This is a genomic window from uncultured Gimesia sp. (assembly GCF_963976445.1).
Classification (GTDB): Bacteria; Planctomycetota; Planctomycetia; order Planctomycetales; family Planctomycetaceae; genus Gimesia.
Map to the genome: position 1 here is coordinate 624476 of NZ_CAXBKP010000001.1, position 16947 is coordinate 641422.

Here is a 16947-nt window from a genome sequence, read left to right on the forward strand (position 1 = left end):
GCATCCCTTACGCAAAAAAACATAATCATGGGTACCGAATGTAATTCGGACCGAGCGCAGCGAGCAGGATCTAGTGGGAGTGCGTGCCAAGTTGATGAAAGCAAGCAGGCTTGTTATTGATTGCTCTGTTTAAAAACTGACTCCTGAGCGAAGTAAGAGTGTGTTATCAATCTTGATGTCAGGCACACTGTTATCAAATTCAAACTTCCGGCCGAAGACGTAACCGATCTCTGCGTTCAACCGGGTACCACTGGAACCAAAGCTGCCCGGCTTTTTAGGGGGAGTCGATTCCCATCCCAACACAAATCGAAACTCGCGATAGTTAAGCCGTTCCCCTAATCCGTTGGCACGTCGATAGGCCCATGTGCCTCCCGAGAAGCCACCGCCGACATAGGCCCAATGCTGGCGCTGCTCTGTCTCAGACAAGAGCAGAGATATTCTTGGATTGGGAAGCATTAAATCGATCTTGAGTGAAGGCCGCGGCTGCCAAATCGCTCCCACGACCGGAAGGACCGGAAGATCACTTTGGCCTGTGGCGAGCGCTCCGAAGGCAAAATTCCAGGTTTCGTTAGGACGGTACATGGCAAACATGCCGCCTCGAATCTGCCAGGCGGTACTGCTGGTGTTGTCCATGTCTGATGCAAAAACGCCATTGAGCATATAACGAGCCATCCATTTTTTATTGATCGGGCGCATCCATGACATCCCAAACGAAAATTCATTGAGACTCTGAGGTAAATCCAACGCCGCCGGAGCATCAATCTGAGTAAATGAATAGCCAAAATTTAAGAACGGAGGCGGAGGCCCGAAAATCGGGTAGACCGGTATCTTCATTGACAAGTCATAGGAACTGATTCCCACACCATTGACCTTAGGTTCCCATTCGGCTGAGCTGTCAAACCGCGGCTTCATGAGCGATTTTAAATCAAGCGGGCTCTCAGAAGAGGGTGATTCATCACTCTCAGAGTCAAAGGGTTCATCCATGGGATCGTCCGAAGGAGGGATTACTTGATCCAGAGGAAGGCCATCTTCCACCCGTAAGCTGCGGTCGATTGGCAAAAATCCAGCCAGAACGGTTTCCGACTGTTCTGAAGGGAAAGCATATGCCGGCGTTTCAGTCTGCGCATGCAGGCTCTGCTGAATACCGAGGGTATATCCGATCATAGAGAATATTAAAAAGAGACGTAGCGATAACATCTGTCGTCCGTGACATCCGTTTTGGTAAAGAAGAGAACGCAATTAGAATGGAGAGAGGGGTTCTGCGTGAAATATCTCATGTTATTATTTTTATAGTACGAGACAGGTATTTGATCGATGAATTATTTTATTTTGTCATATTTACAACAGAATTCCTGCTTGCTGACAACCGAAATCGCAATGGTTTTGGTTTCATTGACGGTGAGCTGGATATTGCGGGAAACACGTGCTGCGTCTCTTGATACCTGCTTTATTACTACCACGGACAGCACGAAAAAACTCGAACAGTTAAAAACGGCGGCTAGCGTTGTGCCGCTCACAGTGAGCTAATTTCCTGTTCTTGATCAGTCTTTCATATACAAAAACTGGACGGCGTCGGCGATGACATATTTGCCGTCGGTGCCTTCGTTGGAAATTTTGACCCAGCCTGATTTGCCTTTATTGAAACGAAACACACCCAGCGTGCGGAACAGTTTCTGATGCTCGGGGATGTCCTGCTGGTTGATACGGATCGTTTTTTCGCCGTCGGCATGGTGAATGGTGACCGGCGTATTCGTAGAGCGGCGGATATTATAACAGTGCGCGAGCCGGACTTCGTAGCGGCCCGCTTTGGGAAGCTGTGGAGTATAGATGACCGCTTTCTCGCCCTTCCCTTTTTTCTGATCGTGCAGATAACCAACACCGACGTAAGGGGGCGTGTGCGTTGAATACTGCCAGACGCCGACCAGTTTCGCCTCGGTTTCATCAACGACAATTCCCTTCATTGTTGCAGGGTCCGCCACGATGAACGGAACGAGTTCCGGCTTATCGACTTCGCCGGGAGGATGGGTGTTAGCGATGGCATCGGGATGCGGCTTTCGTTTGGGAGCCGGTTCGTTTGCGAATGTTCGCTCCTGTGTGGTCAACATCAACGCCAGGATGATCAGTATCGCTGGAATTTGTTGCATGAATCCTGTTTCCTATCAGCGGAACGGCTCTCGCCGCCGTTATTAATTTTCGTGTATATCGAGATTTTCATGGTAGCTAAGATCAGGAACTTGCGACGTATATTTTCCAGAGCAAAACCGAACCTTAATTGTACCAGCACCGTTGGGCTAATTGTATCAATGCCTCTAAGATTAATTGCTCCTCTCAGCGCATTACGCAACCCGCTGGGACTCGAGCCGGTTCTCTGTTGTCTTGATTTCTACCACGAAAAACACGAAAACGATCAGACAGGGTGGTCCCGAATCCAATTCGGGATTGCTGCAGGCAACAGGAGGTGTCAGAGAACGCGAGTGATCTCCTCACAACGGAACGACATTCATCGTAGGGGTCGATCCATGTGTCGACCCGCCTGGCGACATTCAATCTGGCATCACAATGACAAAGGAAGCAGTGAAACCATTTCGCACTTCATCATACAACCAGAGCCATCTTCCCGCGTGCCACCGCTCGGCTTGCCCGACGGTGCTGGCACGAGTTAGATCCGGATTGCAAATTGTCTCTTAAAAATGAGCGGCTCGGCGCTAGCCGCCGTTACTTTCGGCTTCTGTTTTTTACTTCCACGAAATTTACGAAAGTTATCGGATGGGGTGGTGTTTTTTGTGTTGGTGATGCGTTTTTCCATTCACTGTTGGCAAGCCAACAGTGCCACCCAATGTCGTAATCAGCCAGAGGTTTTACACTCACATTTTCACCTTTGTTGACATTAGAACACAATGCATCATAATAATTGTTCACCCACATCTGAGTTCGTACCAAACGCTCTGATCGAACACAGGGGATCATTTTCCTACGGATGACGACTCTTTCTTCGTGAAATTCTCTCCGCACCTTCGACGTGCGGTTTGTGAAACAAAAGCAGGCTGGCATGTAACTTCAACTCTGACGCGACGACAGGAGCAACAATGGATCTGATTGACCGGATGAAAGACATTGCAGCACGCATCCCCAAACAGATGGAGTACACCCAGACTGAAGAGGCGACCAAGAACGCCTTCATCATGCCCTTTATCAGTGGGCTGGGCTATGACGTCTTTAACCCACTCGAAGTCATTCCCGAATTCACTTCGGATCACGGCACCAAAAAGGGCGAGAAAGTCGATTACGCAATCAAGAAGGATGACAAGATCATCATTCTCGTCGAATGCAAATGGTCGGGCGCGGATCTGGGTAAAGTGCATGCCTCACAACTCTACCGTTATTTCTCGGTCACATCGGCCCGGTTTGCAATTTTGACAAATGGCATTGAATACCAATTCTATTCGGACATTGATGAGCCGAACAAAATGGATTCGAAGCCCTTCTTCGTGTTCAACATGCTGCACTTTGAAGATCATCAGATCAATGAACTCAAAAAATTCATGAAGTCGGCATTTTCTCTGGAAGATATCCTCACAACCGCCAGCACACTGAAGTATGCCGGAGCGATCAAAAAAATTCTGGATGAAGAACTCAAAGCGCCCTCAGAAGAGTTTGTCCGATTCTTCGCCTCGCAGGTTTATGAAGGCCGACTGACACAGCAAGTGGTAGAACAGTTCACCAAGATTGTCAAAGAGGCCCGCACCCAGTTCATTAACGAACGCATCAACGAACGACTGAAGACGGCCCTCTCAGCGGATCAGTCAGATTCGACGGCGGAAGACGTTACCGAATCAGAAGAAACCGACGAAGACACATCATCCCGTGACGGCATCGAAACCACACAGGACGAACTGGACGGCTTCAACGTCGTGAAAGCCATTCTGCGAGAAGTGGTCGACGTATCACGCGTCACCATGCGCGACACCAAAAGCTATTGCGGCATCCTGCTCGACGACAACAACCGCAAACCAATCTGCCGCCTGCGGTTTAATACATCCCAGAAATACCTGGGCCTGTTCTCGAACAAAAACGAAGAGAAAGTCGAGATCGATAACGTAGATGGCATCTTCAAACACGCGGAACGAGTGAAAGCTGTGATCGGTGAGTATGAGGGAAACGGTAAGCCTTATACGGGTGAGGTATCGAATGGTGGTGAGACGGGGAATGGTTAATTCACATACCAATTTTTTAGTGGGTGGATGCCATATCACAATCACTATCAGGCAAGCCGACAGGTGACATACGGTAAGTCCTTTAGTCTCTATCTTCAGTTACAATAGCACATGGTCCTAGGACTTTAACATGACAGAGCTACGTGATTTTATCTATCTGGATTCTGATCGGTTACGATCTATTATTTCTCAATTAGAAGAAGGGCTCATTAATACTTCATCATCAGGTTCGCACGGTGATGCAGCGTTGAAATCCGATGTTGGAGCCTCACTCCTTGGTTTGGTTAAAGGTACTGGTGGCGCTTCATACCTGTGGCGCCGAGAAGCATCTGAAACTAAAACACTTCACGACTTCATTTTTACAAAAGTAGAACATCATTTACTTTCTAAGGATTTACTCATTCGAATTCCTGACAACATTTCGGTCGAAGATTTCAGAAACACTTTAACCGAAACGTCTTTTGTATTAATTACGGGAATGGTCACACTAAATGATTTCGGTCGGGTTCGACGATTAATTGATCGATTTAACGATATTGGTAAATTCTTAGGTCACGCTGAAACTCAAGAACAGAAAAACAACTTACTCAAGAACTCAAAAAACAAAAAACAAAAGTCATATAATCAGCAAAAAACAAAGGACAGTTATACTATCGACCCCAAAATACTAGCTGGTTTTCGAAGTATTCTCGATACTTTTTATGAAGATAGAATTGTGATAAAAACAACTCCATATAACTCATGCCCTGAGGTCAAACTCGTTGGTAATCTCAAAAAAGAATACCTACGCGAGGAGATTGAAAGTGTTGTTTTTAAATACAGTACAGCTCCAGTACAATCGTGGCATATTTTTGCTCAAGTTGCTGCGATACCTCCCCAATCACGAGAACAAGATAATTCAGTCACTCAACCAAGTAGCGATAGTATTGAACAGCAGCTTGAAATTTTGTTTGGTTCGGTCAGAGATATCGAATCTGCTCTAAAACCAATCACTTTTCCAGAGATTGCGATCACTCCAATTGCGGTCTATCGTGCATAGCCATTAGCACTTGCACCCCCGTACGTCGCTGCTAAGATTTCAATTAGATAGGACACATGATACAACAGCCATAAAATCACGAAGTGTTTTAAGGTTTCTTTCTTTGCGAATTTGTTACTGCTCATCCACTACTTCCAATTGTCCATCTCCCCTGCCCTATGCTGGTTTTTCCTGAACCGTACGTTTGCCCCGAAACCTTCTGCTCGCTCCGCTCGGCCCGAATTACATTCAGGCCCACCCACCTTTGTAGTGTTTTTTGTGTAAGTAGTGCGTTTTCCCATTCACTGTTGGCAAGCCAACAGTGGCACCCGGACGGATTATCTAATTATCATTCCCGTCTTTAATTAACTCTGCCTTGGTTTTCCTGGGATGTCATATTGTGCTGGTCGTGGGGATGCGTATCTTATCCCTGGTCGAGGCCCAATAGTATGTCGATGCGTTCGCGGGCGGCTAGTTGTTCGTGCACCGTTGCGTTTGGGTCTCTGAGGATGCTGCAGTAGAAGGCGTAGGCTTCGGCGCGGTGTTCGTTTTGGTCTTTTCCGATGGATTGCTGTTGTGGGTGCCAGTCGTTTGTTGTGTCACGCTGTCTGGTGCGGCGACGGTGTTCGGCAGCTAATGCGAAATTCCATTCGGTTCTGCTTCGTTCGTTGGCCTGCGATCGTTTGAGTTGTTGGGCTTGCTTCCGGAGCTCTTTGAGACTGGGAATTTGAAAACGGGGTTTGGATAGGGGGTCGTCTGTCATGATTTTATTGCCTTTCTTACTCTGCTGTTTCTGCTGTTTCTGCTGTTTCTGCTGTTTCTGCTGTTTCTGCTGTTTCTGCTGTTTCTGGAAATGGTTTGCGTACTGTTTGCATCTTGTGGAAGGGCACACAGGGGTCAAGGGGGACTCGGAAAATGACACGCAAGCGAAGGGCCACGAAGACACAGGGATACTCTATGAACCACTAATGAAGTCTCTGCGAAGGCCCACGAAGCCAATCGATGCGATGGGGTACATTGCGAAGCAGTCGCGGCGATTTGGAAGAAATGTGGTTCTACACAGAGACTTTTATAGTGCGAATTTCAACAGGCTGTGGCGTGTTTACCAGTGCAAATCCTGTTTGCTCGTGCGCGCGATGCTTAAAGCACATCTTTCGAATCGGCGTGGCACTGTCAAGATGCATCTCTGCACTACAAAACAGGGCATTTTCGTCGGCGACTTTTCCAACACATCGCCGGGCTCCGACTCACTGGTGCGACAACGTTGGTCAGGCTGCGGCGCGGCGTTCAGCGGGTTGTTTGTTCTGCTGGTCGGCGGCGTGCTGCTGACAATCCTGAACTACGCTCGAGACGAACTGCTTCGCGGTCAGGTGCTCTTTCAGATAGCTGCTGACTTTGGCCAGCCGGGACGAGAAGTAATACGGGCGCAAATGATAACGCACTGGTGTGGCACCGTTGATCACCTGCATTGTTTTTTCGTAGTTGGTGGTGTCGATGCTGGGTGCTGAAGTTTCACTACAGGAAAAGAGCATCTGCAGGTTCGGGTCTTCACTGGAGCCGAACTGCTGTTCGAGTTTGAAGCCACAACTCTCGGCCAGCATTTTGAGACTGGCCGGAGTGAAGTTATGAATGTGTGCGTAATGGAACATTTTGCTGCGACGTGCGAAGGGAGCCGCGATGTTCGGGCATTCGACATAAAATTGCCCGCTGTCGGCAAGCATACTGCGAATGTATTCCAGAGCGCGACGTGGCGAATTGAAATGCTCGATCACATGCACGAGCAGCACGAGTTCGCGACTGTGATCGCGAGGCTGTTCGAACAGATCGCCGCGGACGACGTCGGTCAGCAGCTTCTGTTGGGAGTAGGTTTGAAAGCCTTCACCTGGTTCGATGCCGCTGGCGGTGTGGCCGTTCAATTCAAAGACTTTGGCGGTACAACCGATGCCGGCTCCGACTTCGAAGACTTTGGCATCGGATTTGATATGTGGCTGGATCTGGTTAAAAATACGTTCGCCGTTTTTCCAGGCGCGCATCACACGACGATCCGAAGGAGTCATCTCGCCGTGATAGCTCTGGCGGTATTCGGTGGCATAGTAGCGGGCCAGTTCTTCGTCGGTCGGGATCTGACCGTGGGCGACGAGGCCGCAGGTTTTGCAGATTACGGATTCCAACGAGTTCCCGTGCCGATCGCGGTTTCCAATTTGTTCAAACTCGGTTCCCGCACAGAGATCGCACTTTTTTTCTGCCATTTGATTCACCGTTTTTTTACGCCAGATGCCTATGATATTTCTGCTGCTCCCGACTCGGACAAACCAATTGGCAGGAGTCGTACGGATCAGAACGGCGTGAACACTAATCGGAGAGGGAAAACAGGTCAAGATGAATCAATCCAAGGCTATTTCCCAGGCGGGTTTAGTGAGATTGTTCGACTTGAATGCCTGTGCGTTCCGGCTCGGGGTGAGAATCGACGTAAAGGGGTGTGTAGGATTGTTTTTCTGGCCCCAGGCATGTACTCTAGTGACCGTTGGCCTGTCAGGAATGCCAGTCAGAATTTTACATCAATCAAGCCATCAAACTTAATGTATACAAAGAGTTAGGAAGATTCATGTCTGAGGGTAAAATCAAAAAGCTGCTCGTTGCCAATCGTAGTGAAATTGCCATTCGTATTTTCCGAAGTACGCATGAATTGGGAATTCGCACGGTCGGGATCTATACCCATGAAGACCGCTATGCCCTGCATCGCACGAAAGCCGACGAAGCGTATCAGATTGGCAAGCCGGGGCATCCCGTGAAATCGTATCTCGATATTGATGCGATTATCACGCTGGCCAAGCAGAAAAAAATTGATGCGATCCACCCGGGTTACGGGTTTCTCTCAGAGAACGCAGAATTCGCACAGGCGTGTGAAGACGCCGGCATTATCTTTATTGGTCCCCAGGTGGCAACGTTGAAGGCCCTCGGAGATAAAATCTCGGCTCGTAAAATTGCTGAGAAGGTAGGCGTTCCCGTTCTGGGGGGAAGTGGCGAAGCGATTGTCGATGCCGCCTCGGGGCGAAAGACGGCGAACGAGATTGGTTTCCCTATTATTTTGAAAGCAGCACACGGCGGTGGTGGTCGTGGGATGCGGGTCGTGCAGAAAGAGGCAGAATTCGACGCCGCCTTTGAACAGGCACGGAGCGAATCGCTGTCGGCGTTTGGCAGCGCGGATGTCTTCGTCGAGAAATTCATCTCACGTGCACGACACATTGAAGTACAGTTACTGGGTGACAAGCATGGCGGACTGGTGCATCTTTTCGAACGCGACTGTTCGGTTCAGCGACGTCACCAGAAAGTAGTAGAAATTGCGCCGGCTCCGAATCTTGATCCGGCTGTCAGAGACGCGCTGTGTGCGGCGGCTTTGAAAATTGGTCGGAGTGTGAACTACGAACTGGCGGGAACCGTTGAGTTTCTGCTGGACGCAGACACCAATCAGTTTTTCTTCATCGAAGTGAATCCACGGATTCAGGTCGAGCATACGGTGACCGAAGAAGTCACCGGCATAGACATTGTGAAATCACAAATTCTGCTCGCACAAGGGGCCAAGCTGAATGATCCGGGAATCCGCATCAATTCCCAGGAAGAACTGCAGACACACGGATTTGCATTGCAGTGCCGGGTGACGACGGAAGATCCGACGAACAACTTCATGCCCGACTATGGACGCGTGGCGCATTACCGCTCTGCCAGCGGGATGGGCGTGCGTCTGGACGCGGGGACGGCGTTCTCTGGCGCAATGGTCTTCCCGTATTACGATTCACTGCTGGTGAAAGTCACCACGTGGGCACGGACCTTCAAAGATGCAGCGGCCCGTACGGAGCGTTGCCTACAGGAATTTCGAATTCGCGGCGTGAAGACGAACATTCCGTTCGTGCTGAAACTGATCGCGCATCCTACTTTCCTGAACGGGGATTGTTATACCCGGTTCATTGATGATACGCCGGAGCTGTTCAAGTTTCCGAAGCGACATGACCGGGCAACCAAACTGTTGACGTATCTGGCAGAGACCGTCGTCAATGGCAATGCGATGGTGAAGGACCGACCGAAAGCAGTAAGGCGGACGCCTGCACCGGTTCCCGAATATAACAAAAAAGAACTGTCCCCCCCTGATGGGATGCGACAGAAACTGCTGGAACTGGGTGCGGAGAAATTCGGCAAGTGGATTCTGGATCAGAAAGAACTGCTGCTGACCGATACTTCGTTCCGCGATGCGCATCAGTCTTTGTATGCGACGCGGTTCCGTACGCATGATATGCTGCAGATTGCTGAAGTCTACGCACATAACTGCCCGCAGTTATTCTCGTTGGAAATGTGGGGCGGTGCGACGTTTGATACATCAATGCGATTCCTTAAAGAATCGCCGTGGCAGCGTTTGTCCGAGATGCGAACACGTGTGCCTAACATTCTGTTTCAGATGTTGATTCGAGCTTCGAGTGCCGTCGGTTATACGAACTACCCGGATAACGTCGTGCGTGCTTTCGTGAAAGAAGCCGCTGATGCGGGCATTGATGTGTTCCGTGTATTCGATGCACTGAACTGGGTGCCGAACATGAAAGTGGCGATGGAAGAAGTTCAGAAAAGTGGTGCGATCTGCGAAGCCAGTATCTGTTATACGGGCGATATTCTGGATCCTTCGAAGTCGAAGTACGATCTGAAATATTACGTCAAGATGGCGAAAGAGCTGGAAAACATGGGCGCGCATATTCTTGCCATTAAAGATATGGCCGGTCTATGTAAGCCGTATGCAGCCGAGTTGCTGGTAAAAACACTGAAGCAGGAAATCGGGATTCCAATTCACTTCCATACGCATGATACAAGTGGCGGACAGGCGGCCTCGATTTTGAAAGCAGCAGAGGCCGGTCTGGACATTGCCGATGGTGCGGTGCCTTCGATGTCGGGTGGAACTTCACAACCCAACCTGACGACGGTTGTGGAAGCGCAGCGTTTCAAAGAGCATCAGCCAACGGTTGAAGTCGAACATCTGGATAACATTTCCGAATACTGGCGTGCGGTTCGTAATTACTATACGGCGTTTGAAAGCCCTGTGCTTCCGGCGGGTGCGAATTTGTACGAGCATCAAATGCCCGGCGGTCAATATACGAACCTGCTGCAGCAGGCGCAATCCCTGGGGTTGGGTGATCGCTGGTCTGAAGTTTGTCATGTGTATGCGGAAGTGAATCAGTTACTGGGCGATATTGTGAAAGTCACGCCGACTTCGAAAGCCGTCGGTGATATGGCCCTGTTCCTGGTTGCTAATGACCTGAGCTGTGACGATGTAATGAACAGCGAACGCGATCTGGCGTTTCCGGAATCGGTACTGGATCTGATTAGTGGCCGCATGGGGCAAACTCCCGGCGGTTTCCCGGAAGACGTCCAGAAAAAAATATTACGTGGCGAAAAGCCGTTGACCGAACGTCCGGGAAGCATTCTTCCGCCGGCTGATTTTGAAGACGCTGCCAAGGTCGTTCAAAAAATGATCAACCGCACGCCCACCGATCAGGAAGTGGTAACCTACCTGCTGTATCCCAAGGTTTACGAAGATTTTACCACGCACCAAAAAACGTACTACGACACGAGTGGTCTGCCGACATATGCGTTCTTCAACGGACTGGAGCCGGAAGAAGAAGTCTCTGTTGAGATTGCACCAGGCAAGACATTGATCATTAAGTTTCTGGCGGTGGGTAAGCCACAAACCGATGGTTGTCGCACCGTGTTCTTCGAACTGAATGGTCAGCCACGTGAAGTGGTGATTGTGGATAAATCGTTGAAGCCGGAAGGTGACACCCGTCGTAGAGCAGACTCGTCTGATCCAAAACAGATTGGCTCTGTGATGCCCGGCGTGATTGTTTCACTGACAGTGAAAGTCGGAAGCAAGGTGAAAGCCGGTGATCAACTGCTAATGCTGGAAGCGATGAAGATGCAGACGAGTGTGATTTCGGAACAGGATGGCGTAGTGAAAGAGGTCGTCACAGAAGCCGGTACGCAGGTGGAATCGGGAGACCTGTTGATCGTGCTTGAGTAGACTCTGTCCATTCATCGACAAGTGTTTGAAGACTGGGGGATTTCCCCCATCAAAAGCAGGGTGCGCGATTTTACTACAGGCATATACCTCATGTATGTGTAGTGAAAAACCTCGCTTATCGAATCTCGTTTCAACACACTTGTAGTGGTTAAACTTGGATGAACCCCATCCTATTTTGCCTAGCCGTACCAACGTTTGTTTAATCGGATTTGATACCGCAAAAACAAGTTTCATTTTGCAACTATGCGCAAGAGAGATTCAATACTGGTTCAAATCAACGCCGATAGATTATTTATCAGGTCATCTTTTGACTTCCTGATTCAGGTACAGGTCCACTTCTCAACCAGAACAAAAGAACAGAATCATCTTTCTTTTCTTCTTTGAACTATTTGGAGCACTCGGCGAATGACTGCAGAGCGTGAAACAATCCAACCTCCACATTTTGTAATCTCAAGTGAAGGAGAGATTCTGGGAGAAGATTCCCCTGAAAATCAGGAGCTCGTTCGCCGTGTTGTAGCCTGCGTGAATGCCTGTGACGGGATCACCACAGAAGAACTGGAAAACGGCATCGTTGAGGACATGCGACGTGTGATCGCGCAGACTGCTCCTCTGCTGCAGGAACGCAGCCAGATGACGGAATTACTTCAACGGGAAATCCGTGCTGAGATTACCGCACGAAAAAAGAATCCGTAAGCCAGATCCCTCATTTTGAGGATCGTCTGATATAGCCACTGATGCGTAGTTTAATCTTACCCGTTGAGCGATGACCGGCTGGCAAATTCAAGCCAATCATTAATACGCCATCATCCTTGGGTACGTACTCGGCTTTCTCACCAATTTTAAACGGCTTCCCGATTTTGGGTTTTCCTTTTTCCTGGGAAATCACAATGCCCATCAAAGCCCCGGCAGGGATTCCCGCGGCCAGTTCTTTCATCGGTGTGGAATCGGGTAATCCCTCAACACTGGTTTTGATATCGGTCACAAAGTCATAAGTGCCTGTTGACTGGATGCGAACCATTTTTCCTTTCGCAACGAGACCAGTAGGAGTGCTCCAGTTGCGGGACGCGTCAATTTCGAAATCAGAGGAATTCGACGTCATCAGTTTTTCATTGAGCTGCTTGATCATCGCTTTCACGCCGGGGACATCTTTTTTGATGCTGAGAATCGACTGCAGCATCTCGCGAGATTTCTCATAGTCTCCGGCATCAGAATATTTTCTGGCGATGTCTGCAGACTGTCTGATAAAGCTATCGCGTAGTTTATCGGCCTGGACGTTGAGCTGCTTCGTGTTTACTTTTTTTCCAGCAGTTTGTGCATGGGCGGATTGTAAACCGATTGTCGAAACGATCAAAGCAACTGCCATCAGGCTCTGAATTCCTGAGTATTTTCTAAAATTGAACACAATACTTTCCCCCACTATTTCGATACTTTGGTTGTCACTGATTCTATTATGATTGAGGGTGAGAGTGTTGGCAATGAGATTTTGATACGGCCCGGACACAACAGAAATATTTTCTGTTAACCGGGGGGCCATTGCATCGAACGTCCGCCTAACAAATGCAGGTGCAAATGATTGACGGTTTGTCCCCCTTCTACACCGGTATTAACAATCGTGCGATATCCGTTATCCAAGCCTAACATTTCTGCTACTTTTCCTACCGTCAACATCAGATGCCCGGCCAGTTCCTGATCGGTTTTTTCCAAGTGTGCCACCGATTGAATTTCCTGCTTAGGAATCACCAGCACATGAATTGGCGCCTGCGGATTGACATCCTTGAACGCCAAGCAGAATTCGTCTTCATAGACAATTTCAGCCGGAATTTCGCGATCAATGATTTTCTTGAAAATCGTTTTCTCACCTACCATTTAACCTACATCCCTTCTATTTCATTCGCCGCTTTTTTGAACTTCCAGAGAAAACAGACAAAACCTTGTTCTGAAGACACATCAGCACAGGGATAATCAATCAACTCCTTATCGATCTGCCCCGGAACATTCATTATATCCTGCCAGTTTGATTGACATCAACGACCAGAACCTCGGCGTGCATTGAGATCGCCTTTTCTTTTGATCGCCACTTTTCGGATTAAGCCCACTCAGGCAAATAACTGCTTGTAAACACCAAAGCTACCTGCCAGCAGTAGCCCTAAGCAGGACAGAAACAGAAGCAGGTCCCAGAGACGTCCCGGGGTCAGTCGCTTATCGATTTTAGTGTAACGCAGATAAATGGCACCGATGCCCAGCATCGGCAGCATGATTGCCTGCATCGTTCCGGCGATTAAGACCAGCCTGACCGGATTAGCGCCTGTCAGAAAGACCGCCAGGCAAAGTAGTGGCAGGATCAAGGACATGATTTTAATCCAGTTTTGAACTGCGTTAGGCTTGTTCTCATTGACTACGCCAAAAAATCGCAGACCATCCGAAAAGATGCGGGCATTCGCGGCATTCGCAACCAGGAACGTGGAATAGAGTACCGCGATAGCTCCGACGAGGAACAGCCATTTGGCATAGGCTCCAAAGACCGGGACATAGGCTTCGGCCAGCGTGCTGACCATTCTCATGCCGTCCGGGTCTAAGCCTTCCTTATGCAGAACAGCGACGCCCATCAGATAAAATGCGATCGTAGCGAACGTGTAAATACACATGGAAGCGAAGGCGTCGATTTTCATCACGCGCATCCAGCCTTTGGCGCGGATCGCCCAACCGTCCTCTTCTGAATGCGGTCCGGTAAATCGAGCGTAGCCTTTTTCCAGACACCAGTAAGGATACGCGATTAATTCCGTTGCTCCCACGCCGATAATCCCAAACGCTGCCAGTGCTGTCAGCAGCGGATTCATACCACCGGTGGCTTCCGGAATACCAAACGAGAGTCCGTGGATAATTTCTTCGGTGGAGATACTCCAGACTTCGGAAGTCTGCAGCGAGATCACGTTTCCAATCGTGATGAATGTAAAGGAAACGACCAAGACCGTTGATAAATGTTCGATCAAATTATAGCGGCCGTAATACAATAACAATGAGGTCAAGATGGCGATGACACCGGCCCAGATCTTGTCGTCCCACGTCTGGGGTTCGATCAGGGATTTCCCGTCCTCATCTTCCAGCTTATCCTTGTTCCGAATTTTCTGGAGAATAACCTGACCTTCTGCCTGCAGTCGTTCAATCCGTTCTTTCACTTTGGCATGACCACGCAGAGAACGTTCCCGCTCTGCGGGTGTCAACGCAGCCAGTGAATTCTGTTCGTCCTTGAGTGCTTCTTCGATTTCCAGATATTTGACAAATTCCTTCTCTGAGGGAACCTGAATCGCTTTGAGATAATCTCCCTGGATCGGTAGCGTCAACGCGAGTGCCTGTCCAACGCCGCCTACGATGCCGCCCAGTTGCCCGATCGTACACAGGCTCATTATCAACCAGAACCAGAGAATCCAGTTGGGGGCCTTATTAGAAGTACGTAAGAAACCGAGCCTCGGGCCAGGAACATGGTTTAACGCGGCCAGCGTGGTTTCGCCGCGCGAGATAGAATAACGTCCGAGCTCAATCTGGACAAAGACCTTAATCAGACAGCCGACAATAATCAGCCACAACAGAGCGATTCCGGCCTGGGCTCCGGTTTTGGTGGTAGCGATTAACTCTCCCGAGCCGACAATGCTCCCGGCGATAATCAATCCCGGGCCTAGCCGTTTGGTAATCCCCCACCAGTCGGTCGGAGCATCCAGGGTTTCGTTTTCCTCAGAACTTACGGACGGATTGAGCGCGCTTTTCTCGTCTTGAGATTCCATCGTATTCCTGCTTCACCTTAAATTTCGACAGATGGGGCCACGTCGAAACACGACTCAGAGCCGGAAGAATTCAAACGGTATGAATTCTCGTCTCGATTATTTGAGTTGTTTTTCTGCAACTTCAATCGCTTTGAGCAACCCCTTTGCCTTGTTCAATGTTTCATAATATTCCGTTTCAGGAACACTGTCGGCAACGATCCCGGCGCCGGCCTGGACATAGGCCGTCGATCCCTGCATAACCAGTGTTCGTAGTGCAATACACGTATCCATATTCCCGGTAAAATCGAGATATCCGACGGCTCCGGCATACGGACCGCGTCGGTGTGGTTCAAATTCGTCAATAATTTCCATCGCCCGTACTTTAGGTGCCCCGGAAACCGTTCCGGCAGGCAGCCCTGCTCTCAAAGCATCGAGGGCCGAACGATCTTCAGTGAGCATACCTGTTACATTCGAGGTAATGTGCATGACATGAGAATATCGTTCGACGACCATGACGTCGGATAATTCGACAGACCCGAATTCACAGACGCGACCGACATCGTTTCTTGCCAGATCGATCAGCATCACATGTTCGGCCCGCTCTTTCGGGTCGGCCAGTAATTCTTCAGCCAGACGTTTGTCTTCCGCTTCGGTTTTCCCCCGTATGCGAGTGCCCGCCAGCGGTCTGATCGTTGTAAACCGATCTTCCACGCGGACCATAATTTCCGGAGAGCTGCCGACCAGATCGACTTCGGGAGTTTTGAGCAGAAACATAAACGGGCTGGGATTGACCACGCGCAAGCTGCGATAGATGTCGAGTGGTGTCGCTGCGGTTTCCAGTTTGAGACGCTGGCTCAAGACCACCTGGAAAATATCTCCCGCCACAATATATTCTTTACAGGCTTCGACGGCTGCTTCAAATTTGGGTTGCGTGAAATTAGACGTCCATTCTAAATCGGGCTCGGCATGCGCATCCACGCTGATGTCTGCCATCTTCAATACCGTTGCATCGCCGGACTGAAACCGCTCGCAGGTCTGATCAATTCGCTGGCACGCTGACTGGTAAGCGGCTTGCAGGTCTGCTTCACTCATATCGGTCTGGATATGGGCATGTGCGACGACCAACACAGTTTTATTAATTTGGTCAAAGACAACCATATGATCGTATAACGCAAAAGACAGATCGGGCAGACGGCGGTCATTCTCAGGGGCGTTCGGCAGATTTTCCGAATAACGGACGACATCGTAGCCGGCATATCCAACGGCACCACCACAAAAACGAGGGAGCCCCAGTAGCTCGGCTGCCTGGTACTGGTTGAGGATCGTCTCCAGTTCTGACAGGGGATCATCTACCGTTTTTTCTTCCGTCTGTCCATTCTGCCGAATAACCATTCGCTGCTCGTAGGCATCAACCGTCAAAAACGGATTTGCTCCCAGAAAACTGTAGCGGCTGATCTGTTCCCCGCCGACCACACTCTCGAATAGAAAGGAATAAGGGCCCTTTTCCAGTAACTGGTAGGCACTGACGGGAGTCAGCGTATCCCCGGTTAACTGCCGATAAACGGGGACCAGGTTAGCCTCTTTAGAAAGCCGTTTAAATGTTTCAAATTCTGGAACGTATTTCATGAATACTCTTAATTGCACAGTCTATGGATGAACAAGCATCCCGTTTTTTTATCTATATCGCGGTTTCTCTTATGAGCATTTCCCACCCCGGAGACAAGTTGCGAGCAGGAACAGTTCTCAAAAATCTCCAAAAAGACGAATTCTTACCGTCAATTAAAATAGAGGGCATCTGATAAGAGTTTCAGGTATTTAAAATGTCGATTCACACGAGAGGAATGGTATTACTGGCATCCATCGCATAAAATGTCTGAGCAAGTTTGATCTTACAGAGCT

At 49.3% G+C, this 16947-nt stretch carries 15 protein-coding genes; 6 read left to right on the plus strand and 9 right to left on the minus strand.

Translation table 11 applies throughout. The features are described 5' to 3' along the window. Nucleotides 1-129: 129 nt before the first annotated feature. On the minus strand, nt 130-1197 hold the full coding sequence (locus AAC022_RS02320) for a DUF6268 family outer membrane beta-barrel protein (RefSeq protein ID WP_339727569.1): 1068 nt from the start codon (nt 1195-1197) through the stop codon (nt 130-132). Nucleotides 1198-1314: 117 nt separating this feature from the next. On the opposite strand from AAC022_RS02320, the gene AAC022_RS02325 reads away from it, so the two are divergent. Further along, on the plus strand, nt 1315-1527 hold the full coding sequence (locus tag AAC022_RS02325; RefSeq protein WP_339727571.1) for a hypothetical protein: 213 nt from the start codon (nt 1315-1317) through the stop codon (nt 1525-1527). Nucleotides 1528-1541: 14 nt separating this feature from the next. Here the strand turns inward: AAC022_RS02325 and AAC022_RS02330 are convergent, their stop codons facing one another. After that, nucleotides 1542-2144, minus strand: a complete 603-nt coding sequence (locus AAC022_RS02330; RefSeq protein ID WP_339727573.1) for a xanthan lyase — start codon at nt 2142-2144, stop codon at nt 1542-1544. 375 nt (nt 2145-2519) lie between these two features. On the opposite strand from AAC022_RS02330, the gene AAC022_RS02335 reads away from it, so the two are divergent. The 3 genes from AAC022_RS02335 (at nt 2520) to AAC022_RS02345 (ending at nt 5253) form a co-directional block, all read left to right on the plus strand. Beyond that, nucleotides 2520-2663, plus strand: coding sequence for a hypothetical protein (locus tag AAC022_RS02335; protein WP_339727574.1), 144 nt, complete (start codon nt 2520-2522; stop codon nt 2661-2663). 423 nt (nt 2664-3086) lie between these two features. Further along, a complete protein-coding gene (locus AAC022_RS02340) occupies nt 3087-4214 on the plus strand; it encodes a type I restriction endonuclease (RefSeq protein WP_339727576.1) in 1128 nt (375 codons plus the stop codon). A 130-nt stretch (nt 4215-4344) separates the two neighbouring features. Next, nucleotides 4345-5253 (plus strand): hypothetical protein, encoded by a 909-nt coding sequence (locus AAC022_RS02345; protein WP_339727578.1) that lies wholly within the window; start codon nt 4345-4347, stop codon nt 5251-5253. Nucleotides 5254-5656: 403 nt separating this feature from the next. Here AAC022_RS02345 and AAC022_RS02350 read toward each other — a convergent pair whose 3' ends face one another. Then, a complete protein-coding gene (locus AAC022_RS02350) occupies nt 5657-5995 on the minus strand; it encodes a hypothetical protein (protein WP_339727579.1) in 339 nt (112 codons plus the stop codon). A gap of 505 nt (nt 5996-6500) precedes the next feature. Next, entirely contained in the window at nt 6501-7481 is a 981-nt protein-coding gene (locus tag AAC022_RS02355) for a class I SAM-dependent methyltransferase (RefSeq protein WP_339727580.1), read from the minus strand. Nucleotides 7482-7837: 356 nt separating this feature from the next. Between AAC022_RS02355 and AAC022_RS02360 the strand changes: the two genes are divergently transcribed. Together AAC022_RS02360 and AAC022_RS02365 are read left to right on the plus strand one after the other, a co-directional pair. Further along, nucleotides 7838-11290, plus strand: a complete 3453-nt coding sequence (locus tag AAC022_RS02360) for a pyruvate carboxylase (protein ID WP_339727582.1) — start codon at nt 7838-7840, stop codon at nt 11288-11290. A gap of 405 nt (nt 11291-11695) precedes the next feature. Next, nucleotides 11696-11983, plus strand: a complete 288-nt coding sequence (locus AAC022_RS02365; RefSeq protein WP_339727586.1) for a hypothetical protein — start codon at nt 11696-11698, stop codon at nt 11981-11983. 10 nt (nt 11984-11993) lie between these two features. On the opposite strand, the gene AAC022_RS02370 is transcribed toward AAC022_RS02365, so the two are convergent. From AAC022_RS02370 to trpE, 5 genes are all read right to left on the minus strand, one after another. Next, complete coding sequence (locus AAC022_RS02370; protein ID WP_339727588.1) at nt 11994-12653, minus strand: hypothetical protein; 660 nt, start codon at nt 12651-12653, stop codon at nt 11994-11996. A 155-nt stretch (nt 12654-12808) separates the two neighbouring features. After that, complete coding sequence (locus tag AAC022_RS02375; RefSeq protein WP_339727589.1) at nt 12809-13156, minus strand: histidine triad nucleotide-binding protein; 348 nt, start codon at nt 13154-13156, stop codon at nt 12809-12811. A 5-nt stretch (nt 13157-13161) separates the two neighbouring features. Then, nucleotides 13162-13290 (minus strand): hypothetical protein, encoded by a 129-nt coding sequence (locus AAC022_RS02380; protein WP_339727591.1) that lies wholly within the window; start codon nt 13288-13290, stop codon nt 13162-13164. A 96-nt stretch (nt 13291-13386) separates the two neighbouring features. Continuing rightward, nucleotides 13387-15069 (minus strand): Nramp family divalent metal transporter, encoded by a 1683-nt coding sequence (locus AAC022_RS02385; protein WP_339727593.1) that lies wholly within the window; start codon nt 15067-15069, stop codon nt 13387-13389. Between the two features lie 96 nt (nt 15070-15165). Then, nucleotides 15166-16674: an anthranilate synthase component I gene (gene trpE, locus AAC022_RS02390; RefSeq protein WP_339727595.1), complete on the minus strand. Its 1509-nt coding sequence runs from the start codon at nt 16672-16674 to the stop codon at nt 15166-15168. Between the last annotated feature and the right edge of the window lie 273 nt (nt 16675-16947).

Coding starts and splice junctions, on each gene's coding strand:
- AAC022_RS02335 (WP_339727574.1), top strand. CDS start 2,520: ATGTGTCGACCCGCCTGGCGACATTCAATCTGGCATCACAATGACAAA.
- AAC022_RS02365 (WP_339727586.1), top strand. CDS start 11,696: ATGACTGCAGAGCGTGAAACAATCCAACCTCCACATTTTGTAATCTCA.
- AAC022_RS02370 (WP_339727588.1), bottom strand. CDS start 12,653: ATGGCAGTTGCTTTGATCGTTTCGACAATCGGTTTACAATCCGCCCAT.
- AAC022_RS02385 (WP_339727593.1), bottom strand. CDS start 15,069: ATGGAATCTCAAGACGAGAAAAGCGCGCTCAATCCGTCCGTAAGTTCT.
- AAC022_RS02330 (WP_339727573.1), bottom strand. CDS start 2,144: ATGCAACAAATTCCAGCGATACTGATCATCCTGGCGTTGATGTTGACC.
- AAC022_RS02355 (WP_339727580.1), bottom strand. CDS start 7,481: ATGGCAGAAAAAAAGTGCGATCTCTGTGCGGGAACCGAGTTTGAACAA.
- AAC022_RS02350 (WP_339727579.1), bottom strand. CDS start 5,995: ATGACAGACGACCCCCTATCCAAACCCCGTTTTCAAATTCCCAGTCTC.
- AAC022_RS02345 (WP_339727578.1), top strand. CDS start 4,345: ATGACAGAGCTACGTGATTTTATCTATCTGGATTCTGATCGGTTACGA.
- AAC022_RS02375 (WP_339727589.1), bottom strand. CDS start 13,156: ATGGTAGGTGAGAAAACGATTTTCAAGAAAATCATTGATCGCGAAATT.
- AAC022_RS02320 (WP_339727569.1), bottom strand. CDS start 1,197: ATGTTATCGCTACGTCTCTTTTTAATATTCTCTATGATCGGATATACC.
- trpE (WP_339727595.1), bottom strand. CDS start 16,674: ATGAAATACGTTCCAGAATTTGAAACATTTAAACGGCTTTCTAAAGAG.
- AAC022_RS02380 (WP_339727591.1), bottom strand. CDS start 13,290: ATGAATGTTCCGGGGCAGATCGATAAGGAGTTGATTGATTATCCCTGT.
- AAC022_RS02325 (WP_339727571.1), top strand. CDS start 1,315: ATGAATTATTTTATTTTGTCATATTTACAACAGAATTCCTGCTTGCTG.
- AAC022_RS02360 (WP_339727582.1), top strand. CDS start 7,838: ATGTCTGAGGGTAAAATCAAAAAGCTGCTCGTTGCCAATCGTAGTGAA.
- AAC022_RS02340 (WP_339727576.1), top strand. CDS start 3,087: ATGGATCTGATTGACCGGATGAAAGACATTGCAGCACGCATCCCCAAA.